General features: G+C 57.3%; 19 protein-coding genes, 1 tRNA gene and 3 rRNA genes. 6 read left to right on the top strand and 17 right to left on the bottom strand.

Annotation, left to right across the window (positions count from 1 at the left end):
* The first annotated feature begins 149 nt into the window (after window positions 1-149).
* Window positions 150-743 (top strand): nitroreductase family protein, encoded by a 594-nt coding sequence (locus ACMDB8_RS06370; RefSeq protein WP_056721323.1) that lies wholly within the window; start codon window positions 150-152, stop codon window positions 741-743.
* A 91-nt stretch (window positions 744-834) separates the two neighbouring features.
* On the opposite strand, the gene ACMDB8_RS06365 is transcribed toward ACMDB8_RS06370, so the two are convergent.
* From ACMDB8_RS06365 to ACMDB8_RS06340, 6 genes are all read right to left on the bottom strand, one after another.
* On the bottom strand, window positions 835-1,767 hold the full coding sequence (locus ACMDB8_RS06365) for a D-2-hydroxyacid dehydrogenase (protein WP_409079337.1): 933 nt from the start codon (window positions 1,765-1,767) through the stop codon (window positions 835-837).
* A gap of 121 nt (window positions 1,768-1,888) precedes the next feature.
* A complete protein-coding gene (locus tag ACMDB8_RS06360) occupies window positions 1,889-2,182 on the bottom strand; it encodes a YcgL domain-containing protein (protein WP_056721318.1) in 294 nt (97 codons plus the stop codon).
* On the bottom strand, window positions 2,179-3,312 hold the full coding sequence (rnd, locus tag ACMDB8_RS06355; RefSeq protein WP_056721316.1) for a ribonuclease D: 1,134 nt from the start codon (window positions 3,310-3,312) through the stop codon (window positions 2,179-2,181). The genes ACMDB8_RS06360 and rnd overlap by 4 nt, the downstream gene beginning before the upstream one ends.
* Window positions 3,313-3,435: 123 nt before the next feature.
* Window positions 3,436-4,086: a class I SAM-dependent methyltransferase gene (locus ACMDB8_RS06350; RefSeq protein WP_056721314.1), complete on the bottom strand. Its 651-nt coding sequence runs from the start codon at window positions 4,084-4,086 to the stop codon at window positions 3,436-3,438.
* A gap of 72 nt (window positions 4,087-4,158) precedes the next feature.
* Entirely contained in the window at window positions 4,159-5,808 is a 1,650-nt protein-coding gene (locus ACMDB8_RS06345) for a phosphoethanolamine transferase (RefSeq protein ID WP_056721312.1), read from the bottom strand.
* A 190-nt stretch (window positions 5,809-5,998) separates the two neighbouring features.
* Window positions 5,999-7,381, bottom strand: a complete 1,383-nt coding sequence (locus ACMDB8_RS06340) for a glutamine synthetase family protein (RefSeq protein ID WP_056721310.1) — start codon at window positions 7,379-7,381, stop codon at window positions 5,999-6,001.
* A gap of 472 nt (window positions 7,382-7,853) precedes the next feature.
* On the opposite strand from ACMDB8_RS06340, the gene ACMDB8_RS06335 reads away from it, so the two are divergent.
* From ACMDB8_RS06335 to ACMDB8_RS06325, 3 genes are all read left to right on the top strand, one after another.
* Window positions 7,854-9,038 carry a cyanate transporter gene (locus tag ACMDB8_RS06335; protein ID WP_409079336.1) on the top strand — a complete coding sequence of 395 codons (1,185 nt, stop codon included), beginning with the start codon at window positions 7,854-7,856 and terminating at the stop codon, window positions 9,036-9,038.
* A 13-nt stretch (window positions 9,039-9,051) separates the two neighbouring features.
* Window positions 9,052-9,969, top strand: a complete 918-nt coding sequence (locus ACMDB8_RS06330; RefSeq protein ID WP_223541604.1) for a DMT family transporter — start codon at window positions 9,052-9,054, stop codon at window positions 9,967-9,969.
* A gap of 113 nt (window positions 9,970-10,082) precedes the next feature.
* The gene (locus tag ACMDB8_RS06325) at window positions 10,083-11,021 is read left to right on the top strand and encodes a LysR family transcriptional regulator (protein ID WP_223541603.1); all 939 of its coding nucleotides are present in this window, start codon (window positions 10,083-10,085) and stop codon (window positions 11,019-11,021) included.
* Between the two features lie 3 nt (window positions 11,022-11,024).
* Here ACMDB8_RS06325 and ACMDB8_RS06320 read toward each other — a convergent pair whose 3' ends face one another.
* The 11 genes from ACMDB8_RS06320 to dapA all read right to left on the bottom strand — a co-directional run bounded on the left by ACMDB8_RS06320 (window position 11,025) and on the right by dapA (window position 22,265).
* Entirely contained in the window at window positions 11,025-11,390 is a 366-nt protein-coding gene (locus ACMDB8_RS06320; RefSeq protein ID WP_409079335.1) for a 5-carboxymethyl-2-hydroxymuconate Delta-isomerase, read from the bottom strand.
* 57 nt (window positions 11,391-11,447) lie between these two features.
* Entirely contained in the window at window positions 11,448-12,374 is a 927-nt protein-coding gene (locus ACMDB8_RS06315) for a LysR substrate-binding domain-containing protein (RefSeq protein ID WP_056721301.1), read from the bottom strand.
* A gap of 136 nt (window positions 12,375-12,510) precedes the next feature.
* Window positions 12,511-12,702 (bottom strand): YegP family protein, encoded by a 192-nt coding sequence (locus ACMDB8_RS06310; protein ID WP_056721298.1) that lies wholly within the window; start codon window positions 12,700-12,702, stop codon window positions 12,511-12,513.
* 196 nt (window positions 12,703-12,898) lie between these two features.
* Window positions 12,899-13,014: ribosomal RNA gene (gene rrf / locus ACMDB8_RS06305) — 5S ribosomal RNA — on the bottom strand.
* A gap of 157 nt (window positions 13,015-13,171) precedes the next feature.
* Window positions 13,172-16,065: ribosomal RNA gene (locus tag ACMDB8_RS06300) — 23S ribosomal RNA — on the bottom strand.
* A gap of 312 nt (window positions 16,066-16,377) precedes the next feature.
* A 16S ribosomal RNA gene (locus ACMDB8_RS06295) occupies window positions 16,378-17,914 on the bottom strand.
* The 16S, 23S and 5S rRNA genes sit together here, the layout of an rRNA operon.
* Before the next feature lie 661 nt (window positions 17,915-18,575).
* Window positions 18,576-18,665: transfer RNA gene (locus ACMDB8_RS06290), tRNA-Ser, on the bottom strand.
* An 83-nt stretch (window positions 18,666-18,748) separates the two neighbouring features.
* The gene (gene purC, locus ACMDB8_RS06285; RefSeq protein ID WP_007944067.1) at window positions 18,749-19,462 is read right to left on the bottom strand and encodes a phosphoribosylaminoimidazolesuccinocarboxamide synthase; all 714 of its coding nucleotides are present in this window, start codon (window positions 19,460-19,462) and stop codon (window positions 18,749-18,751) included.
* Window positions 19,463-19,490: 28 nt separating this feature from the next.
* Window positions 19,491-20,249, bottom strand: coding sequence for an MBL fold metallo-hydrolase (locus tag ACMDB8_RS06280; protein WP_056720652.1), 759 nt, complete (start codon window positions 20,247-20,249; stop codon window positions 19,491-19,493).
* A 4-nt stretch (window positions 20,250-20,253) separates the two neighbouring features.
* The gene (gene bamC / locus ACMDB8_RS06275) at window positions 20,254-21,369 is read right to left on the bottom strand and encodes an outer membrane protein assembly factor BamC (protein WP_056720655.1); all 1,116 of its coding nucleotides are present in this window, start codon (window positions 21,367-21,369) and stop codon (window positions 20,254-20,256) included.
* 17 nt (window positions 21,370-21,386) lie between these two features.
* Window positions 21,387-22,265, bottom strand: a complete 879-nt coding sequence (dapA, locus tag ACMDB8_RS06270) for a 4-hydroxy-tetrahydrodipicolinate synthase (protein WP_056720657.1) — start codon at window positions 22,263-22,265, stop codon at window positions 21,387-21,389.
* A gap of 328 nt (window positions 22,266-22,593) precedes the next feature.
* Here dapA and ACMDB8_RS06265 point away from each other — a divergent pair, with 328 nt between their 5' ends.
* Entirely contained in the window at window positions 22,594-23,154 is a 561-nt protein-coding gene (locus tag ACMDB8_RS06265; protein WP_007979776.1) for a glycine cleavage system protein R, read from the top strand.
* Between the two features lie 10 nt (window positions 23,155-23,164).
* The gene (locus tag ACMDB8_RS06260) at window positions 23,165-23,638 is read left to right on the top strand and encodes a peroxiredoxin (protein WP_110658539.1); all 474 of its coding nucleotides are present in this window, start codon (window positions 23,165-23,167) and stop codon (window positions 23,636-23,638) included.
* Window positions 23,639-23,718 lie beyond the last annotated feature (80 nt).

Genomic DNA, 23,718 nt, shown 5'->3' with positions numbered 1-23,718 from the left:
ATCAGGTGGTGAAAAGGCCGCCAGTCTAGTGCCCGTAGCCCCTTGGGCCAAGCATTGGCGACTGTCGGTAGAACGGGCTTGTCAGTTTTTGCGCCGCCAAGTAGGGTTTTGCGTTGCTCCCACTTTCAAACGTAGCCAGGAATCTCTTGATGAGTGCCAACCCACGCGTTGCCGATTACGCCATTCACCCTCAGTTCACCGAGCGCTGGTCGCCCCGTGCCTTCACTGGCGAAACGATTCCAGAGCAAACCCTGCTGAGCTTCTTCGAAGCCGCCCGCTGGGCACCCTCGGCCTACAACTCGCAACCCTGGCGTTTCCTTTACGCACGTCGCGACACGCCGAACTGGGAGCGTTACCTGGGCCTGCTGAACGAATTCAACCGCAGCTGGGCTCAACATGCGTCGGCCCTGGTGATCGTGATTTCGAAAACCACCTTCACCGCGCCTGGCGCCACCGAAGAAACCCCGGCCCTGTGGCACACCTTCGACACCGGTTCCGCCTGGGGCCACCTGGCCTTGCAAGCGAGCCTGAGCGGCTGGCACACCCACGGCATGGCCGGCTTCGACCAGGAGCTGACCCGCAAAGAGCTGAACATTCCTGAAGGCTACGCCCTGCACGCGGCCGTCGCGGTGGGCAAGCTGGGGGACAAGGCGAGCCTGGCGGATTACCTGCAAGCCCGTGAAGAGCCAAGCCCGCGTCGTCCATTGAGCGAGTTGGCGGCTGAAGGTGATTTCACCCTCTAACAGCAAAAGATCGCAGCCTGCGGCAGCTCCTACAGGTGTACACATAACCCTGTAGGAGCTGCCGCAGGCTGCGATCTTTTTTCGTTGCGCCTTAGTACCCGCGATCGAAATCCACTTCCCCGCGCAATGCCTCTCCCGCCTGATACGCCCGCAGGTTTTCGACAAACAGCTTCACCATCATCGACGGCGAAGTCGGTGCCGAGCTGTGGCCGGTCAGCAACAGGCCCCAGGCCGTCCAGAACGGATGACGCTGGGGCAAGGGCTCCTGACGGCACACGTCGATCACTGCGCCCGCCAGATGACCTTCCTTCAAGGCTTCCACCAGATCCGCATCGACCACCGCCACACCGCGTCCGGCGTTGATGAACAACCCGGTCGGTTTGAATTGCTTGAACAGCGCCGCGTCGTAGATATCGTGGGTTTCCACGGTGTTCGGCAGCAAATTGACCACGTAATCGACTTCGCCGACCAGCCGCGGCAGATCCGCCAGTGAACCGACCTCGATAAACGGTGCCTGCTCCCGCGCCGTGCTGGCAACGCCATACAACTCGACGCCAAACGGCACGAGGAACTGCGCGACACTTTGACCGATATCACCGATGCCGACGATCAACACCTTGCGTCCCGCCAGGCTCTGGACCTGGCGACTGTCCCACTTGCGCTCGACCTGGCTGACCAGTCGCGCCAGTACTTCACGTTCGTGACCAAGCATATACGTGAGCACGTACTCGGCCATGACCTGGCCGAAGATTCCGACCGCACGGGTCAGCCGATAGTCCCTCGGCAAACCATCGGCCAGCAGCGGCGTGATGCCGGCCCAGGTCGATTGCAGCCATTGCGGTTGATGGCCCTGGCGCAACAGGGTCGCCAGCAAATCAGGCTGGCCGAGCCACACCGGGCAATCGGCGGCCTGGCTGGCCAGTTCGGCGGAATCACCGCTGGTCAGCACCTCCAGATCCGGTGCCGCCTCGCGCAACAGTTGGGCGTACACGGGGTGGTCGTGTTCAGCAATCAGGACGCGCATGCTTCAAACCTTTCAAAAACGGTGCAGACGGCCGCCGACGGAGCAAGTGCTCCGCCGATGCTGCCAATCGCTAAAATCAATCAGTGTTTCATAACCACGCTGAACAGAGTCTGTCTGCCGCTCACATCGGATCGTTGCGACGCAACAACTCTTCCGGCAGGTGCTCGATATACTCGTCTTCGGCAGGTGGCATTTGCAGGTGATAGCCCTGTTTTTCGAGGTTATCCAGCACGACCGTGATGTCCTCGCGCGACAGTTTGCGCTCGGGGCTCAGCACCAGGTCGAACGCGTGGATGGCCTTGCCGAAGGCTGCCATCAGGGACTCCGGCACGCGCTCCAGAGCATCGCTCTTGAGCACATACAGGTACATTTCGTTTCTCTTCGAGCTGCGATAGATGGAACAAATACGTTTCAAGGCTGTTCTCCGGCGGTGGCCAGGCTGTCGAGCAGCGCCTGGCCCATCAATTCGCGGCGCCAGCCACGCAGCGAATCAGGCAATTGGTAGGGACCATTGGGGAAGCCACTTTTAAGCAGCGCTTCCAGGGTTTTCTTGCGCAGCATCAGTTCCGGCGCGATGTTCAGGCGCTCGGCTTCGGCCTGGCCTATGGCCTTCATTTGTTTGAGCAACGCAGCAGCATCCACCGGCAACGGCTCCGGCACGGCTGGCGGCCATTGATCAGGCGACACACTGCCAGAGCGCTTGATCAGATCAAGCAGAAACTCGCCGTCCTGACGCACGGTACGCGGGTGCATGTCTTCGATTTTCGCCAGGGCGCCGAGGTTATCCGGTTGCGTACGCGCCAGCGGCCACAACGAATGCTCGCGGATAATCCGGTTGCGCGGCAGATCGCGGACCCGGGCTTCCTTTTCGCGCCAGGCGCAGAGCTCACGCAAAACGGCGAGTTGGGCGCGGGACAGCTTCCAGGCCAGCTTGGCATCGCGATAGACCTCATACGGGTCGATCTCGCGGCGCAGGTTGGCCACCAGTTCGGCGCCGTCTTCCAGGACCCAGGCGTATTTCTCGTCAGACAACTTTGGACGCAGCTTTACGAAAACTTCAGCCAAATGCACGGCGTCTTCGGCGGCATAGCTGATCTGGGTTTCGGAAAGCGGACGTTGCAGCCAGTCGGAACGGGTTTCACCCTTGGGCAGGTCGATGCCGAGCACCTCCTGCACCAATCGCGAATAGCCCATGGAAAAACCGAGGTTCAGGTAAGCGGCAGCCAGCTGCGTATCGAACAGCGGCGCCGGCAGGCTGCCGGTCAGGCGTAGCAGGACTTCGAGGTCTTCGCTGCACGCGTGGACAACCTTGAGCACCGCCGGGTTTTCCAGCAACGCGGCCAATGGCTGCCAGTTGTCGATGGTCAGCGGGTCGATCAGATAGGCGCGAACGCCATCACCGATCTGCAGCAGGCCGGCGATTGGGTAGAAGGTGTCGACCCGCATGAATTCGGTGTCGAGGGCAACGAATGGCAACTGCTGCCACTCGGCGCACAACCGTCCGAGGCTATCGTTGTCGCGAATCCAGTGAATATCGATGGCCACACGGCTCTCCCTTGAAGAATGGCGCGCAGTATATATCGCCCCCGGCGATTTCCGCGCATCCACTGAACAAGAGCGTTAGCGAAAATTACTGCGTGACATAAAGAATAGTCCTACAAAGCCGAGCTAGCTGGTCTTACCCAGCACGTAGACCCGCATGCGCGCGCATCCGGGGAAAAAGTCCTGATGGCTGAGCAAACGGAAACCCGCCTGCCTGAACTCGCTTTCCACCTCGGTCTTGCTCGGTAACGGCCCTTCCACACCCGAACGCGCGCCCTTGAAAAGACCGTCGAGGCGCACCGCGACAATCACCGTATCGCGACTGACCCGGTAAAACTCGCCCAGCATCGCCAGACGATGTTGCGGGTTATGGAGGTGCTGGAACAGTTGCATGCAAAAAATGCAGTCAACCGCGTTCTCCGACAAGCCAATCGAGAACGCGGAGCTTTGGAAGGTCTTGACCCGCTTCAACAGGCTCTGCGAATGATGTGTCCGGGCATGATCGAGGATGTCCTGGGACGGATCCGTCGCGAGGATCACCCGATTCGCGTGCTCGGCCAGCACTGGCCAAAAACGCCCCACACCACAAGCCACATCAAGGATCAAGCCAGGCTCGCCAGCGACCTTGAGTGCATTGTGCACCAGGCGCTCCTCACGCCAGAGCGCCAGACGGCCGCCCAGATCCGGTGCTTGCGGCCGGAGGCAGACGCGCGCGTGCTCCTGGTCGTAGCGCCGGGCGATCTCAAGCTCGATGGCGGATGGGGGCTGAGCGGACATGTGCAATGGCTCTTGGTAAAAGTTCTACTGACCGCAGGTCGGCGGCCGCCGCGAGAAACAGAATGGGAGTGCTCAATCCTTGGCCAACACGCCGTCGGTCACTGGACCACGACATCCTGCAAACATGTCCAGATCCTGGTTGTAGACCTTGCTGTTGACCTCCAGCAGCCCAAGCATCGAATGGAACAGGTTGTCCTGGCTCAGGGATTTTTCACGGCTCTGTTGCAAGCAGCGGGTATCTACCGCAAACGATTTTTTATAGCTGTCGGAGAACCAGGCAAACATGGCTACATGCTTTTGCTGCTCCGGCGCCAGCATGTAAGGCGTGCCGTGGAGGAACAAGTTGTACTCACCCAGGGACTCGCCGTGGTCCGACAGATACAGCATCGCGGTATCCACTTTGTCCTGGTTGTTGCGCAGCAGATCAATCAAGGTCGACAGCACATGGTCGGTATAGACCAGGGTGTTGTCGTAGCCGTTGACGATACTTTCGCGACTGCAATTGTTCAGGGCATTACTCTCGCAAACCGGGGTGAAGCGCTCGAACTCTTTCGGGTAACGCTTGAAGTACTCCGGACCGTGGCTGCCCATCTGGTGCAATACCAGTACCGTGTCCTTGTCCAAGGTATCGATGAAATGCTGCAGCCCTTGCAGCAGGATTTCGTCGCGGCATTCACTGTTGGCGCACAGCGCCGGATCTTTCAGACTGCTGACGTCCTGAAGGGTGACGCGATCGCACGTACCTTTGCAGCCAGACTGGTTGTCACGCCAGATCACGTCGATACCCGCGTGCTTGAGCACGTCCAGCAGACCTTCTTCGTTCTTTGCCTTGCTGGCGTTGTAGTCCTTGCGCCCCATGTTGGAGAACATGCAAGGCACCGATACGGCGGTTTCAGTACCGCAGGAATGCACGTCGGTGAAAGCGATCAGGCCATCTTCCTTACTCAGTTTCGGAGTGGTGTCACGGTTGTAGCCAAGGATGCCGAAGTTTTCCGCCCGGGCACTTTCACCCACGACAAGCACCGTCAGGGATTTGCGCCCATGAGTTTGCCAGACCGGATTGCGCCGGGCATCTTCACCGAGCTTCACAAAAGGTTGATGTGCAGACGCGACCTGCTCACGCAAGAAACCAGCCGAGGCACCAATGTAGTTGCTTGGCACCACCATCAGGCGCAACTCGTGGTGATTGCGAAACAGCGAAGACAGGCCTTGATAGTTAACCAGTGCAACACCACCAATGACCGCTGCCGAGGCAAACGCCACCAGAACTTTACTGAGTAGTTCACGGTGCCAACGACGATAATTAATCGGCATCTTCCACAACAGCCAGGACGGTAAAACGCCGAGCAGAAAAATATAAACAAATAATTTGAGCGACAGTAAGTCACGCACTTCCGTGGCATTGGTTTCAGCGAAGTTACGCAACATGCCGGTGTCGATCAGAACACCATATTGGCTCATGAAATACGCCGCGCCAGCGCTGGTCATGAACAGCAGGGTCAGGACCGGCTTGAGCAGCGGCCGGAATGCCAGCAGGGTCAGCACAATGTTGAAAGCCGCAAAGATCATCACCCCGAAGGCCACGCGCATGACGATGCCTTTGCCATCGGACGCGGTGATTTCGAACAGGTGTTGCCAGAGTACATAATTGAAGCCAACTAACAAAAATGCACTGGCAATCAGCGTCACCCATTCGGGGCGCACGGATTTAATCTTAAGCATGAGTTTCGGCGGGTCCTGAAAAAAGGTGTCTTCGGCAAATGTGAAAATTTCATTTACCGAGACAGCCCTGATTTTAGGTAGCCAACCATCAATTTTTTGTGAAAAATAAGCCAACAATTAGTTGGCTTTTTTATCCCGCCTTACACTTACAGAGCATTTGAGAATGGTTCAGCCCTGATTCAGATCCGACTCAGGCCTGGTGCAAATACCAGCGCCAGTCCTGCTCACCGACCTCCCCCATGAATTGACGATATTCAGCGCGCTTCACCGCAAGGTAGACGCCGAGGAATTCGCCGCCGAAGGCTTCCCTGGCCCAACTTGAACCCTCCAGCGATCGCAAGGTGGTCAGCCAGTCTGTCGGCAACAGTTTCGCAGCCTGGGCATAGCCATTGCCTTCCACCGGCGCACCGGGATCGAGCTGTTCGCGGATACCGCGATGAATACCGGCCAGAATCGCTGCAGCCGCCAGATAGGGGTTGGCATCTGCGCCACAGATTCGGTGTTCGATGTGCCGGGAATACGCCGGCCCGCCAGGTACGCGCAGGCTCACGGTGCGATTGTCCACGCCCCAGGTGGCTGCCAGGGGCGCATAACTATTGGCCTGGAATCGACGGTAGGAGTTGGCGTTGGGGCAGAACAGCAACAGCGAATCGAGCAAGGTACTGAGCATGCCGGCGACGGCCTGCTTGAGCAGTGGCGTTCCATCCGGGGCCTGGCTGGCGAAGAGGTTGTTACCGTCCTTGTCCGCCAGGCTCACGTGCATGTGCATCCCGGTGCCGGCCAGGTCATCGAAAGGCTTGGCCATGAAGCAGGCTGTCATGCCGTGCTTGTGCGCCACCCCCTTGACCAGACGCTTGTAGCGCACCGCCTCATCCATCGCCTGTAGCGCGTCGGAGCGGTGCTCAAGGGTGATTTCCACTTGCCCCGGCGCGTATTCGGAAATGGCCGTGCGCGCCGGAATCCCCTGGAGCTTGCAGGCGCTGTAGAGATCGGCCAGGAATGGTTCGATCTGTTCAAGCTCGCGCAACCCATAGACCTGGGTACCGTGCGGACGCCCGCCATCGACATCCCGTGCCGGTTGAGGTCGGCCATTGCTGTCGCGTTGCTGATCGAGCAGGTAGAACTCCAGTTCCGCTGCCATGACCGGGTAATAACCGTCGGCCTGCAAACCCTCGATGACTTTGGCCAGCAAATGACGGGGATCGGCAATGGTGGCGGGCATTCCCTCCGTCGGGTGCATGCTGACCTGCACGGCTGCGGTTGGTATCAGACGCCACGGCATACGCGTGAGGCTGCCGCTGATCGGGTAGGCCCGGCAGTCGATATCACCGACGTCCCAGACCAGCCCGGAGTTTTCCACGTCGTCGCCGTTGATGGTCAAGCCGAGGATGGTGCTCGGCAATGGCCGCCCGCTTTCATACACCGCCAGCAACTCGTCACGATGGAGCAACTTGCCCCGTGGCACACCGTTGTTGTCGAGGATGAACAGCTCGAACATTTCAATGTCCGGGTTCTGCTCCAGAAAGGTCAGGGCTTCTTGTCGGGTGGCAAACGAGGTCGTGGCACAACTCATGGGAACTCTCTTTTTCCGTGTCAGACGGGCACCCAAAAGCACCCGCACGTTAATCCCGCCATCGAGCGGAATATGTAGGAACAATCAGCGGAAAAAGCAGGAATCCGGCGGGCGCGCATGGCGGCAATGCCACAGCGCCCAGAAAGCCAGTTCAGACGGAAGTGCAGAGAGGTTTGGCGCGGTGGCGGGCGTGAATCGACGACCAAGGCTCGACGCCCGAGCGTCGATGGATGCCTTGAGGTGGATTGCGACTGGCCAACCGTCCATAGAGAGAACCGCAGAAAACAGATGACCCGCAGCGTCACACGACAGCTTAAGTCGTTAAATCAGGATTTGAAGAACCTTGGATATCGTCTGGCTAAACATTTGGCTGCAACATGTATTTAATTTCTAAATACTTCGCCGGAATTTCTGATTTGCCGCCTCCAGGCCACGCGCGCCTAATCGGAACCCTATTGTTCAAGGTCCGATCATGGAAAACACCCGAGCCACTTCCCGCCCTGCCCTCTGGCTCATGTTCAGCATTGTCCTGGTTGCCCTGAACCTGCGCCCCTCCATGGCGGCTGTCGGGCCTCTGCTGTCGGCGATTCGCGACGACATTGCGCTGAGCTTCAGCCAGGCTTCACTGCTGACCATGTTGCCGGTGACGGCCATGGGACTGGCGATGTTCGTAGGCCTGCGCGTCAGCCAGCGATTCGGCGAGCAGCGCACGGTGGTGTTCTCGTTGCTGATCATCGGCGCGGCCACACTTTCGCGGTTGTTCCTTGATTCAGCCGCGCAGCTGCTCCTCAGCGCAGTGCTGGCAGGTATCGGGATCGCCTTGATCCAGGCCCTGATGCCGGCGCTGATCAAATCCCGCTTCAGCGACCACGTTGCCCTGTGCATGGGACTCTACGTCACGTCGATCATGGGCGGTGCCGCCATGGGTGCTTCCTTTGCGCCGCTGGTGATGGAGCGTACCGGCAGCTGGCGTATGGGCCTGGCGATCTGGGCCGTTCTCGCCGTGCTGGCGTTGCTCTTCTGGCGTAGCCAAAGCGCGGGGATGCCGACACTGGACTCGAGGGCATGCAGTAAAGGTTCGTACTTCGCCAATTCCCGCGCGTGGTTACTCGCTATTTTCTTCGGCCTGGGCACTGCGTCCTACACCTGTGTTCTGGCCTGGCTGGCGCCGTACTACGTGGAAAAGGGCTGGAGCGAACAGCATGCCGGATTGCTGCTCGGGTTTCTGACTGCCATGGAAGTGCTGTCGGGCCTGCTGACGCCCGTCATCGCCAACCGCAGCCGCGACCGCCGCGTCGTGCTGATGGTGCTGCTGACACTGATCATCGCCGGTTTCTGCGGACTGATTCTGAGCCCACGGCATTTGAGCCTGATATGGCCATGCCTGCTGGGGCTGGGCATTGGCGGCCTGTTCCCGATGAGCCTGATCGTATCGCTGGATCACCTGGACAATCCCGTGCGTGCCGGTGGCCTGACGGCATTCGTGCAAGGCATCGGCTACTTGATCGCCGGCCTGTCGCCGTTGCTGGCGGGGATCATCCGCGACCGGCTCGGCAGTTTTGAATGGGCCTGGTGGTCGCTGACGGCGGTCATGGCGCTGATGATGCTGATGGTTTTGCGCTTCAACCCAAGGCACTACAGTCGCCACATCCATTGATCCGGAGCCTGCCATGAAAACCACCGGTTTTGCCGGCGCTCACGCCAGTATGCTGCTTTGGGCCTTGTTGATCGCCGCATCGTTTTCCGCGGCGGCGCAAGTCAGCCAGGCCATCGACCCGATCCTGCTGACCGGTTTGCGCCTGCTGTTTTGCGCCTTGGTGTTTCTGCCACTGTTACTGCTCAAAAGCGATGCCGTCATGACCGCCCGCGCACTGTTCGGTCACGCGGTGCTCGGCCTGCTGCTGGCGCTGTACTTCGGTTCGCTGTTCGAAGCACTGCGCTACACCTCGGCCGTCAATACCGGGACGATGTTCACGCTGGTACCACTGATGACCCTGGGTTTCGAAGCCGTGTTGGCACCTGACAGCCGTCTGAAACGACGGATTGTGCCGATGCTGCTCGCCGCCGCTGGGGCAGTTTTGTTGATCATGAAAGGCACCGGCCCCAGCGAGTTGCCATCGCCCTATGCATTGACGGTGTACGGCATCGGTTGCCTGGCGATGGCGCTCTATGCCCCCCTCAGCCAGCGCCTGAAAGCCGATAGCCTCAAGGGACGCGGGCCGGTGCCCTTGACGTTCTGGAACATGCTGTTCGGTGCGCTGTTTCTGCTGGTGTTCTGTGGATTGAGTGGCGGTTGGCGCTCGGCATCACTACTGACGCTCAACGATTTCTATTGGCTGATGTACCTGGCGGTGTTCGCCACTCTGGCGACGTTCTGGCTACTGCACCGGGCCATCGGCGTGATCGCACCGTCCTCGGTAATTTCCTACATCTACGTGAGTACGCTGTTCATCACCTTGTTTCACTGGCTATGGGGGCGCCAGATGCCGCTGCCGCTGGAAATGGCCGGCGCGGTGCTGGTGGGTCTCGGCATGCTCGCGCTGTTGATGTCCAGCCGCCGCGCCGTGTCGGCGATGGTCCAGGGCTGACAGGGTCTTGGGCGAAACGTCCTGCAAGGCGTTTTCCCTGCTCGCTCATTCCGCTAGGATGATTCACCCACCTTGCACACGGTCAGCGCAAGGGACGTAGCGAGACGCCATGGATGCTGAACAGTAATTCGCTTAGAAAACTCGACATGCAGGACCTCATGGTGTTCGTCGCCGTGTATGAGCAGAACAGCGTCACAGCCGTATCCGAGACGCTTTGCGTCAGCCAGTCCACGGTAAGCTACTGCCTGAAAAAAATGCGCACCGGCTTCGAGGACGAACTGTTCATCAATACCCGTACCGATGGCATGCAGCCCACCGGCAAGGCCAGCGCGATGTACCCTCACGTGCTGAAAATCCTCGAAAGCATCAATCTGTGTCACGCAGGCTTACCCACATTCGATCCGGGCCTGCAACCCGTGACCTTCAATATCTGCGCACCGGAATACTTCGAGCAACTGATCCTGCCGCGCCTGTTGAAAACCTTCGACCTCGCCGATCTTCCGGTGATGGTCAATGTGTTCAAACTCCAGGCCGATATCCCAGCCGAAGCGTTGCGCGAAGGCAGCCTCGACCTGGTGATTTGCTTCGGCCCGAACTTTCATCGCAGTCACGTTGACTTCAAATCGCAGACGCTGCTCGATGATGATCTGGTGTGTGTTTTCGACAAGCACGCCACACCGACGGAACCACGCCTGAGCCTGCAAACCTATGTCGAACGTCGACATGTGTTCCCGACACCCTGGACGTCCGCCACCAACATGGTCGACGGCTGGCTCGCGCAGCAGGCACAACAGCGCCAGATCGTCGCACGCGCCAATAGCTACAGTGCAGCGCTGAAGCTGATTACCGGCACCGACTATGCCCTGACCCTGCCCCGGCGTATCCAGCGATTGCTGGCCAGTGCAGACACCTTCAATCACTGTGAAGCGCCCGAAGGCTTGCCGGGTTTCAGCCTCGACATGCAGTGGAACCAAAGTGTCGATCAGGACAGCGCCAACATTTGGCTGCGAGCGCAAATGATCCGGGCCTGCGTCGAGCAGGAAACGGCCTGATACTCAGTTGTTGATGGCGGTCTTGCTGTAGGAGTCGCGATCGATGTCGAGAATTTCCACGCACAACTGGACCTCAATGCTGCTCGGCCACTCACACAGGCCCTGCACTACCGCCAACAGGCTTTCAGACAGCTGTTTCTTGATCTCTGAGGAACGACCACTCAACAGCGCCAGTTTCACATGCACGAACGCCCGCTCAGCCAGTGCCGTGCCGACCTTGAACGTCTCGACCTTGACCGCGCGGCTCTTGATGTCGAATTCGGCAGCAAACTGACCGGAACCCACCAACGTATTGTTCAACCGCATCAATGCCACATCGGCATTCAGATCAGTCAGGTTGGCGGTGTATTCCATGTGCAGGTGAGGCATGAGTCAGTTCCTGTAAGTGGGTGGAAAGGTCGTACATATAGCACAGCGCCGCCCTGTTCATTCGGGCAGCGGCAAAACGGCACGCTCACTCATGAACGCTTCCAGGCGCGAGCGCAACCAGCGTTCGGCAGGGTCGGTATCGACATGACTGAGCCAGACCATGGACAGGTCCAGGGTGGGTGTCTGGATGGGAAAGGGTTCCTTGAACAGCACTCCCGATGCAGCCATCGCCTCGGCGGTGTAGTCCGGCAGGCTGGCAATCAGGTCTGTCCCGGCAAGCAGGGCCGGCAAAGAACTGTATTGCGGGACCGAGAGCACCACCTGGCGCGTTCGGCCGATGTCCGCCAGCCACTCGTCGGCGTAGCCACTGACGTTGGCGGTATGGGACACCAGCACGTGCGGCCGGGCGCAATATTCATCGAGGGTCAGCGGTGTGTCGGAGGCATCGGCGCGCAAAATGCTGGGCTGGATGTGCCGCAGCAACTTGCGCTTGGCATTGGCCGGCAAGCCACGGGTCTGGCTGATACCCACCGTGATATCGCCGGACGCCAGCAAATCGGGAATCCGCCAGTAATCGACATGCTGCACCACAAATACCACGTTGGGCGCTTCCTGGCGCAGCGCTCGCAGCAATGGCGGCAACAGGCCGAACTCGACATCGTCGGACAACCCGATGCGGAACGACATCGTGCTGCTGGCCGGGTCAAAATCATGGGTCAGGCTCAAGGCCACGGACAACGAATCCAGCGCCGGCGACAGGTGCCTGATGATTTCTTCGGCCCTTGCCGTCGGCTCCATGCGATGGCCAACACGTATGAACAGCGGGTCATTGAACATCGCACGCAAGCGGTTGAGCGCGGAACTGATGGTCGGCTGACCGAGAAACAGCTTCTCCGCCACCCGAGTGACATTGCGCTCGAGCATCAGCGTTTCGAATACCACCATCAGGTTGATATCCGCCTTGCGAAGTTCGTTGCGATTCATCCACTGCCCCCCGATCCCTAAATCTGCAGACAGTTTAGGTAGCGGATGCGACTGCCGTCTATCCGACTCAGGTCCAACAGCCTGACGCAGATTGAAAACGAAGCTGCCCTGAACGAGCAGCTTCATCCTCCTCAAACTAGATTTCCTTGATCGGGGTCTGCTCGCAGGTCCCCTTGATCAAACTGATTGCATGCAGGCAATCGGCCTTGTTGACGTACGCCTCCCCGCTGGCAATCGTTTCATGATTCCCTGCCCTCAACCGCCAACGCCATTGGCCCTTGCCAGTCAGGACAGTGCCGCGGATTTGTCTGTAAATCTCAAAATACATTGCTCGCTCCTTGCGATTGCTGGTGACCGCAGATCGGTGATCTGCGGTCGCCAGAGTAAAGGAGGCGCTTCCAGGGCGATTACTTGCAATGTCAGGGGATATTTCGCACAGGTGACCCTGAACAGCTGCGTGCGAACTTTCCTGCGGACAAAAACAAAACCCCAACTGCTTTCGCAATTGGGGTTTCGGAATTTAATCTTGACGATGACCTACTCTCACATGGGGAAACCCCACACTACCATCGGCGATGCATCGTTTCACTGCTGAGTTCGGGATGGGATCAGGTGGTTCCAACGCTCTATGGTCGTCAAGAAATTCGGGTACTGAGTCGTGGCCGGATGGCCTCGCTTCAGCAAATTGGGTATGCGATAGTTTGGTGCTTTGTGAGTATCTCGAACTTTCGGTTCGTTTCGTCTTCACACACCGCAATCTGATGCTCTTTCGAGTAGTCAAATTGCTTGGGTGTTATATGGTCAAGCCTCACGGGCAATTAGTATTGGTTAGCTCAACGCCTCACAGCGCTTACACACCCAACCTATCAACGTCGTAGTCTTCGACGGCCCTTCAGGGGACTCAAGGTCCCAGTGAGATCTCATCTTGAGGCAAGTTTCCCGCTTAGATGCTTTCAGCGGTTATCTTTTCCGAACATAGCTACCCGGCAATGCCACTGGCGTGACAACCGGAACACCAGAGGTTCGTCCACTCCGGTCCTCTCGTACTAGGAGCAGCCCCTCTCAAATCTCAAACGTCCACGGCAGATAGGGACCGAACTGTCTCACGACGTTCTAAACCCAGCTCGCGTACCACTTTAAATGGCGAACAGCCATACCCTTGGGACCGGCTTCAGCCCCAGGATGTGATGAGCCGACATCGAGGTGCCAAACACCGCCGTCGATATGAACTCTTGGGCGGTATCAGCCTGTTATCCCCGGAGTACCTTTTATCCGTTGAGCGATGGCCCTTCCATACAGAACCACCGGATCACTAAGACCTACTTTCGTACCTGCTCGACGTGTCTGTCTCGCAGTCAAGCGCGCTTTTGCCTTTATACTCTACGACCGATTTCCGACCGGTCTGAGCGCACCTTCGTACTCCTCCGTTACTCTTTAGGAGGAGACCGCCCCAGTCAAACTACCCACCATACACTGTCCTCGATCCGGATAACGGACCTGAGTTAGAACCTCAAAGTTGCCAGGGTGGTATTTCAAGGTTGGCTCCACGCGAACTGGCGTCCACGCTTCAAAGCCTCCCACCTATCCTACACAAGCAAATTCAAAGTCCAGTGCAAAGCTATAGTAAAGGTTCACGGGGTCTTTCCGTCTAGCCGCGGATACACTGCATCTTCACAGCGATTTCAATTTCACTGAGTCTCGGGTGGAGACAGCGCCGCCATCGTTACGCCATTCGTGCAGGTCGGAACTTACCCGACAAGGAATTTCGCTACCTTAGGACCGTTATAGTTACGGCCGCCGTTTACCGGGGCTTCGATCAAGAGCTTCGCGTTAGCTAACCCCATCAATTAACCTTCCGGCACCGGGCAGGCGTCACACCCTATACGTCCACTTTCGTGTTTGCAGAGTGCTGTGTTTTTAATAAACAGTCGCAGCGGCCTGGTATCTTCGACCGGCGTGGGCTTACGGAGCAAGTCCTTCACCCTCACCGGCGCACCTTCTCCCGAAGTTACGGTGCCATTTTGCCTAGTTCCTTCACCCGAGTTCTCTCAAGCGCCTTGGTATTCTCTACCCAACCACCTGTGTCGGTTTGGGGTACGGTTCCTGGTTACCTGAAGCTTAGAAGCTTTTCTTGGAAGCATGGCATCAACCACTTCGTGTTCTAAAAGAACACTCGTCATCAGCTCTCGGCCTTGGAATCCCGGATTTACCTAAGATTCCAGCCTACCACCTTAAACTTGGACAACCAACGCCAAGCTGGCCTAGCCTTCTCCGTCCCTCCATCGCAATAACCAGAAGTACAGGAATATTAACCTGTTTTCCATCGACTACGCTTTTCAGCCTCGCCTTAGGGACCGACTAACCCTGCGTCGATTAACGTTGCGCAGGAAACCTTGGTCTTTCGGCGTGGGTGTTTTTCACACCCATTGTCGTTACTCATGTCAGCATTCGCACTTCTGATACCTCCAGCAAGCTTCTCAACTCACCTTCACAGGCTTACAGAACGCTCCTCTACCGCATCATCCGAAGATGATACCCGTAGCTTCGGTGTATGGTTTGAGCCCCGTTACATCTTCCGCGCAGGCCGACTCGACTAGTGAGCTATTACGCTTTCTTTAAAGGGTGGCTGCTTCTAAGCCAACCTCCTAGCTGTCTAAGCCTTCCCACATCGTTTCCCACTTAACCATAACTTTGGGACCTTAGCTGACGGTCTGGGTTGTTTCCCTTTTCACGACGGACGTTAGCACCCGCCGTGTGTCTCCCATGCTCGGCACTTGTAGGTATTCGGAGTTTGCATCGGTTTGGTAAGTCGGGATGACCCCCTAGCCGAAACAGTGCTCTACCCCCTACAGTGATACATGAGGCGCTACCTAAATAGCTTTCGAGGAGAACCAGCTATCTCCGAGCTTGATTAGCCTTTCACTCCGATCCACAGGTCATCCGCTAACTTTTCAACGGTAGTCGGTTCGGTCCTCCAGTCAGTGTTACCTAACCTTCAACCTGCCCATGGATAGATCGCCCGGTTTCGGGTCTATTCCCAGCGACTAGACGCCCTATTAAGACTCGCTTTCGCTACGCCTCCCCTATTCGGTTAAGCTCGCCACTGAAAATAAGTCGCTGACCCATTATACAAAAGGTACGCAGTCACCCAACAAAGTGGGCTCCCACTGCTTGTACGCATACGGTTTCAGGATCTATTTCACTCCCCTCTCCGGGGTTCTTTTCGCCTTTCCCTCACGGTACTAGTTCACTATCGGTCAGTCAGTAGTATTTAGCCTTGGAGGATGGTCCCCCCATATTCAGACAAAGTTTCTCGTGCTCCGTCCTACTCGATTTCATGACTAAGAGATTTTCGCGTACAGGGCTATCACCCACTATGGCCGCACTTTCCAGAGCGTTCCGCTAATCTCAAAGCCACTTAAGGGCTAGTCCCCGTTCGCTCGCCACTACTAAGGGAATCTCGGTTGATTTCTTTTCCTCAGGGTACTTAGATGTTTCAGTTCCCCTGGTTCGCCTCTTGCACCTATGTATTCAGTACAAGATAACCATCTTATGATGGCTGGGTTCCCCCATTCAGACATCTCCGGATCAAAGTCTGTTTGCCGACTCCCCGAAGCTTTTCGCAGGCTACCACGTCTTTCATCGCCTCTGACTGCCAAGGCATCCACCGTATGCGCTTCTTCACTTGACCATATAACCCCAAGCAATCTGGTTATACTATGAAGACGACATTCGCCGAAAATTCGATTGAGCTCCTAAGAGCAACTCACAAATTTTACCTTAGCCTGATCCGTTACCAGTGAAAGTAACGTTCAGTCTATCTTTCTATCACATACCCAAATTTTTAAAGAACGAACTAGTCAAAGACTAGAAATCAACATTCACACTGGAATATTCATTTCTAAACTCTAACGAAGCAGACCACCTTAAAGGCTGGCCTCTCGTCTTCTTCAATGAATCAAGCAATTCGTGTGGGAGCTCATGGAGCAGCTGAGTCGTCGATTAAGGAGGTGATCCAGCCGCAGGTTCCCCTACGGCTACCTTGTTACGACTTCACCCCAGTCATGAATCACACCGTGGTAACCGTCCTCCCGAAGGTTAGACTAGCTACTTCTGGTGCAACCCACTCCCATGGTGTGACGGGCGGTGTGTACAAGGCCCGGGAACGTATTCACCGCGACATTCTGATTCGCGATTACTAGCGATTCCGACTTCACGCAGTCGAGTTGCAGACTGCGATCCGGACTACGATCGGTTTTGTGGGATTAGCTCCACCTCGCGGCTTGGCAACCCTCTGTACCGACCATTGTAGCACGTGTGTAGCCCAGGCCGTAAGGGCCATGATGACTTGACGTCATCCCCACCTTCCTCCGGTTTGTCACCGGCAGTCTCCTTAGAGTGCCCACCATTACGTGCTGGTAACTAAGGACAAGGGTTGCGCTCGTTACGGGACTTAACCCAACATCTCACGACACGAGCTGACGACAGCCATGCAGCACCTGTCTCAATGTTCCCGAAGGCACCAATCCATCTCTGGAAAGTTCATTGGATGTCAAGGCCTGGTAAGGTTCTTCGCGTTGCTTCGAATTAAACCACATGCTCCACCGCTTGTGCGGGCCCCCGTCAATTCATTTGAGTTTTAACCTTGCGGCCGTACTCCCCAGGCGGTCAACTTAATGCGTTAGCTGCGCCACTAAGAGCTCAAGGCTCCCAACGGCTAGTTGACATCGTTTACGGCGTGGACTACCAGGGTATCTAATCCTGTTTGCTCCCCACGCTTTCGCACCTCAGTGTCAGTATCAGTCCAGGTGGTCGCCTTCGCCACTGGTGTTCCTTCCTATATCTACGCATTTCACCGCTACACAGGAAATTCCACCACCCTCTACCATACTCTAGCTTGTCAGTTTTGAATGCAGTTCCCAGGTTGAGCCCGGGGCTTTCACATCCAACTTAACAAACCACCTACGCGCGCTTTACGCCCAGTAATTCCGATTAACGCTTGCACCCTCTGTATTACCGCGGCTGCTGGCACAGAGTTAGCCGGTGCTTATTCTGTCGGTAACGTCAAAACACTAACGTATTAGGTTAATGCCCTTCCTCCCAACTTAAAGTGCTTTACAATCCGAAGACCTTCTTCACACACGCGGCATGGCTGGATCAGGCTTTCGCCCATTGTCCAATATTCCCCACTGCTGCCTCCCGTAGGAGTCTGGACCGTGTCTCAGTTCCAGTGTGACTGATCATCCTCTCAGACCAGTTACGGATCGTCGCCTTGGTGAGCCATTACCTCACCAACTAGCTAATCCGACCTAGGCTCATCTGATAGCGCAAGGCCCGAAGGTCCCCTGCTTTCTCCCGTAGGACGTATGCGGTATTAGCGTTCCTTTCGAAACGTTGTCCCCCACTACCAGGCAGATTCCTAGGCATTACTCACCCGTCCGCCGCTGAATTCAGGAGCAAGCTCCTGTCATCCGCTCGACTTGCATGTGTTAGGCCTGCCGCCAGCGTTCAATCTGAGCCATGATCAAACTCTTCAGTTCAAACATCTTTGGGTTTTGAGAAAACCCTAAACTTGGCTCAGCAATCGTTGGTTACACCTTTGATTTCTCGCGGAGTAACTTGTGATGCTGATAATCTGTTGACTAGCAGTCTGACTCCACAAGCACCCACACGAATTGCTTGATTCAGTTGTTAAAGAGCGGTTGGTTAAGATCTTTCGTCTCAACCGAGGTGCGCATCTTACAGCGCATCTTTTCAATTTGCAACCTTAAAAGTTTCTGATTTTTCAACAAAATCAACTACTTAAACCAAGAGCCAGATCAAACTGCTCGTTAGCGGGAGGCGAATAGTACAGTATTTAAATACGTGGTCAACCCCCCACCTGAAAACTCTTCTGCCTTACCAAAGCGCCCGGGCTGCCACCACGAAAACCACCAGCACCTATATAAAGCATCGGACAGCACAGAATCCAAATCACGTCGCCTGGACATGCAGGCACAACGACGGCGAGAAAACACTACGACATATGGATACCCAGGAATCCCGAGAGCATGACGGGTATCGCGCGGAAAACGCCAGAGAACGCGCAGAACCGGAACGGACTGGCGCGGCATAAAGGGCACTTCATCCCGACCAACATGACAGAAACGAAAAAGCCCCTGAAATGTTTAACCATTTCAGGGGCTTCGTCTTGTTCAATAATGGCGGAGAGATAGGGATTCGAACCCTAGGTACCGGTGAAGGTACAACGGATTTCGAATCCGTCCCATTCGGCCACTCTGGCATCTCTCCAACGGCGCGCATCATAACAACACTTTCGCAGGAAGCGAACCCCCTAAGCGAAATATTTCTGTGCTATCAGATGCTTGCGTCGGTTAAAGCGGTACGCCCAGACGATTGGCGACTTCTTCGTAGGCTTCGATGACGTCACCGAGGCCCTGACGGAAGCGGTCCTTGTCCATTTTCTTGCCGGTGGCCTTGTCCCACAGACGGCAGCCGTCCGGGCTGAATTCGTCGCCCAGCACGATGGAACCATCGTGGAACACGCCGAATTCCAGCTTGAAGTCGACCAGCAGCAGACCGGCGTCGTCGAACAGCTTGCTCAGGACTTCGTTGACCTTGAGCGACAGTTCTTTCATGCGAACCAGTTGCTCGGCGGTGCCCCAGCCAAAGGCCACGACGTGGGATTCGTTGATGAACGGATCGCCCTTGGCGTCATCCTTCAGGAACAGTTCGAAGGTGTATGGGTTGAGCTTCATGCCCTCTTCAACACCCAGACGCTTGACCAGGCTGCCGGCGGCGTAGTTACGCACGACGCACTCGACCGGGATCATGTCCAGCTTCTTCACCAGGCACTCGTTGTCGCCCAGCAATTTGTCGAATTGGGTCGGTACGCCGGCCGCTTCGAGCTTCTGCATGATGAAGGCGTTGAACTTGTTGTTCACCATGCCTTTGCGGTCGAGCTGTTCGATGCGCTTGCCGTCGAACGCCGAGGTGTCGTTGCGAAACAGCAGGATCAAACGGTTAGCGTCGTCGGTCTTGTAAACCGACTTGGCTTTGCCGCGGTAGAGTTCTTCACGTTTTTCCATGATGGGCTCCGCTTGCTAAGTAGATGGGCTAGGCGATGTGTCGCCAGTCGAGCCCTGAATCTTGATCGGCCAGTTGCAGCCAGTCCGGGTCGCACCCGAGGGTGTCGACAAAACATTGCCGGGCCAGCTGCGGCAGGTTGTTCTTGCTGCTCAGATGGGCCAGGACCAGGTGTTGCAGATCTTTCCAGCCCAGCTCGGACACCAGGAATGCCGCCTGGTGGTTATTCAAATGCCCCAGCTCACCGCCCACCCGCTGCTTGAGAAAGTACGGGTAGTGACCGCGAGCCAGCATGTCACGGCAATGGTTGGACTCGATCATCAACGCATCGAGGTCCCGATAGCCGTCCAGCACCTTGTCACAATACGAACCCAGGTCGGTCAACAGGCCGAAGCGCCGTAAACCATCACTGAAAACATACTGCGTCGGTTCTTGTGCATCGTGGGCCACGGCAATGACACCGATGCTCAAGTCGCCGATTTGCAGCTGCTCGCCGCCGGCCAGAAAGCCTGCGGGTTCAATCGGTTTGCGCATCCCGCGCAAGGTCCCGCGACTGAGGTAGACAGGCAGATTGTAGCGCCGAGACAGCAAACCCACGCCATGCACGTGGTCGGCATGTTCGTGGGTCACGAGTATCGCGCTCAGCTGCGCAGGGTTCACACCCAGGCGCAGCAGGCGTTTTTCGGTTTCCCGCAGGGAAAAACCACAATCGACCAATACATACGTATCAGCGCTGGCTATCAGCGTGCCGTTCCCTTGACTACCGCTGCCGAGAACGGCAAAACGCATAGGATCAGCCCAGGTTGTCCTGAATCTTGCTCAACACTTTACGCGCCACGTCTGCCGGCGCCACGGTGTTGATGTTTTTCTCGACGGTGACCTGTACGTTCTCGCCAACCTTGCTCAGGCGAACCTGATAACGCTCGGCGCGGGCCTCAAGCTCTTCCTTGCTCGGCGCGCTGCCGAACAGGCCGCTGAAGAAGCCTGGCTTGTCGTCTTTGCTCTCGGCTTTTTCGGCCAGGTTGATGTAGTACAGGCCCAGGCTGCGGTTAATGTCTTCAACACGCCATTCGCCTTGTTCTAGCGCACGACCGACACTTGACCAGGCACGATCCAGATCGGTACCGACGTTCAGCACAGGGTTGCCGCTGCCGTCTTCACTCAGGCTGACACGGCTAGGCGCGTCGAAATCACGAGAGGCCAGCATGGAGACCGAACCGCCCTTCTCGGAGATACGACTCATGCTCACGAGCATGTCGTCGACCAGTGCCGCATCCAGGCCAGTGTTGACCGAACGGTTGGTGAAGGCCACGTCGGCGGTGCTGCCGGCAGGACGCTCGGCGCTGACCACATAGACTTCACTGGTGTTGCGCTGCACGCCCGGCTCGATGCGCACCCGCACGCGGGTTTCGCTGTCCGTGCTGACACCGGCCGCGCTCAGGCGCTTGGCCACGGCCGCGGACAGTTCATCGGAATGCTGCCAGGTCGTGGTGAATTCGCCGGTTTGCGGACGCTGTTCATCCAGACGGAAACCGTTGTCCTGGAAGAACTGAACGGCCACTGGCCAGATTTCAGCCGGCGGATTCTGCGCCAGGATGGAGCTGGAGCCGCCGCTCTTCTGCAGGGAGTAGGCACTGGCGTCGGCACCCGCGGTCAGCGGCTGTGGCCGAGGAACGATGTATTCGCCCTTGGCGGTGTCATCGGCCACGTTGCGCGGGATCGGCAACAGCGGATCCAGACGCTTGGCGTCATGGATATCCTGCGGTATTTGCATCGGTGCAGTCTGTTGCGCTTCCAGGTAATCGCTACCACGGTCACGGAAATAACCTTCCGGGCCCCAGACCCATCCACAGCCACTGGTGCTGGAGATAATCAAGGCAAGTGCGGAAAGTCCGGCCATTCGCTTCATGCGTTGTACTTCCTCAATTAAACCAGGACGCCGCACTGGCGCAGGGCCGTGCGCAGCGTTTCGTGACAAGGTGTGCTCAGCCAGGTCAACGGCAGGCGAATGCCTTCGTGCATCAGGCCCATTTCAACCAAAGCCCATTTCACCGGAATCGGGTTGGCTTCGATGAACAGGTCCTTGTGCAGCGGCATCAGTTTTTCGTTGATTGCCCGTGCGGTCTCGGCATCGCCCTTGAGGGCGGCCTCGCACAGATCGGCCATTTCACGCGGCGCGACGTTGGCGGTGACGGAGATGTTGCCCTTGCCGCCCATCAGGATCAGCTCGACGGCGGTCGGATCATCGCCGGAAAGGACGATGAAGTCCTTGCTTACGCCGTCGAGGATAGCCTTGGCGCGCTTGAGGTCGCCGGTCGCTTCCTTGATACCGATGATGTTCGGCACGGTGGACAGGCGGATCACGGTTTCGGCCTGCATGTCACAGGAGGTGCGACCAGGAACGTTATAGAGAATCTGCGGGATGTCGACCGACTCGGCGATGTGCTTGAAGTGCAGGTACAGGCCTTCCTGGGTCGGCTTGTTGTAGTACGGCACTACCAGCAGGCAGGCATCGGCGCCGGCTTCCTTGGCATTACGGGTCAATTCGACGGCTTCGCGGGTCGAATTGGCGCCGGTACCGGCGATCACCGGAATACGGCCATTGACCTGCTTGACTACCGCCTTGATGACGGCGATATGTTCATCGACATCAAGGGTTGCCGATTCGCCGGTGGTACCGACGGCGACAATGGCATGGGTGCCGTTTTCAAGGTGGAAGTCCACGAGTTTGCTGAGGCTGTCCCAGTCAAGACGCCCCTGTGCATCCATGGGTGTGACCAGTGCCACCATACTGCCCGCAATCATGAAACCGCTCCTGCCGGAAAAAGAGAGCCGTAATGGTACTGGCGCCAAGATGCTTGCACAAGCGAAGTACTGTGCTGCCGCCATTCCCCTTGGCGCCGGTTTTCGCTACCCTTCAGACTTTGATCGGTACAGACAAGCTCGTGCGTCGGGTTTCAGCCTCCATTTTCGGCATCACAAGCCCTGATCCAGCGTTGCCGCCTCTCGCTCCCGCCCTGCCGGAGCACGTCGCAACCTGCCTTCCGGGGTTTTCTGAATTCGCATCCGCAGGCTCGCTCCCGGCATAACGACCTCTGGACGTACCGACCGCTCATCGCTTTAGGAATGCTGCATGTCCACCCCCACAGTTCGCGAACAATTCCTTGTTATCAGTGCCCTCGGCGCCAACCCCATGGAGCTGACCAACGTCCTGTGCCGCGCCAGCCATGAAAACCGCTGCGCCGTTGTCACCTCTCGCCTGACCCGCCATGGCGAATGCAGTGCCCTGGTGCTGGAAATCTCCGGTAGCTGGGATGCCTTGGCACGCCTGGAAGGCAGCCTGCCTGTACTGGCCAAGCGGCATGCATTCACGGTCAACGTGGTGCGCAGCGCGGCCCTGGAAAACCGCCCCCAGGCCCTGCCGTACGTCGCTTATGTCAGCTCGGCCTACCGCTCGGACATCATCAACGAGCTGTGCCAGTTCTTCATGGACCACAATGTCGAACTGGAAAACCTGACCTGCGACACCTACCAGGCTCCGCAGACCGGCGGCACCATGCTCAACGCCACGTTTACCGTGACCTTGCCGGCCGGCGTGCAAATCAGCTGGCTGCGCGATCAGTTCCTGGATTTTGCCGACGCGCTGAACCTCGATGCCCTGATCGAACCCTGGCGCCCACAGAACCCAATGTAAGGAAGCTTTCATGGCCGTTGCCATCGACCAACCGGTTGCCGATTTCGAAGCCCCCGCCACCAGCGGCCAGACCGTCAGCCTCGCCGGCCTGAAGGGCAAGCAAGTGGTGATCTACTTCTACCCCAAGGACAGCACGCCGGGCTGCACGACCGAGGGGCAGGGCTTTCGTGATCAATACGCTGCGTTCAAGGCCGCCAATACCGAAGTGTTCGGCGTGTCGCGCGACAGCCTGAAATCCCACGAGAACTTCAAGTGCAAACAGGAATTCCCCTTTGAGCTGATCAGCGACAAGGACGAAGCCATCTGCCAGCTGTTCGACGTGATCAAGCTGAAAAAGCTCTATGGCAAGGAATACATGGGCGTGGATCGCAGCACGTTCCTGATCGACGCCAAAGGCGTGTTGCGCCAGGAATGGCGCGGCGTGAAGGTGCCGGGGCATGTTGATGCGGTATTGGCTGCCGCTCAGGCCCTGAATAAAGCCTGACCTTTAAAAGATCGCAGCCTGCGGCAGCTCCTACAGGATTACGCATTTATCTGTAGGAGCTGCCGCAGGCTGCGATCTTT

Source organism: Pseudomonas monachiensis (genome assembly GCF_047345015.1).
Classification (GTDB): Bacteria; Pseudomonadota; Gammaproteobacteria; order Pseudomonadales; family Pseudomonadaceae; genus Aquipseudomonas; species Aquipseudomonas monachiensis.
Note: the sequence above shows the minus strand (reverse complement) of the source record. Positions and strands in the feature narration are given on the sequence as shown.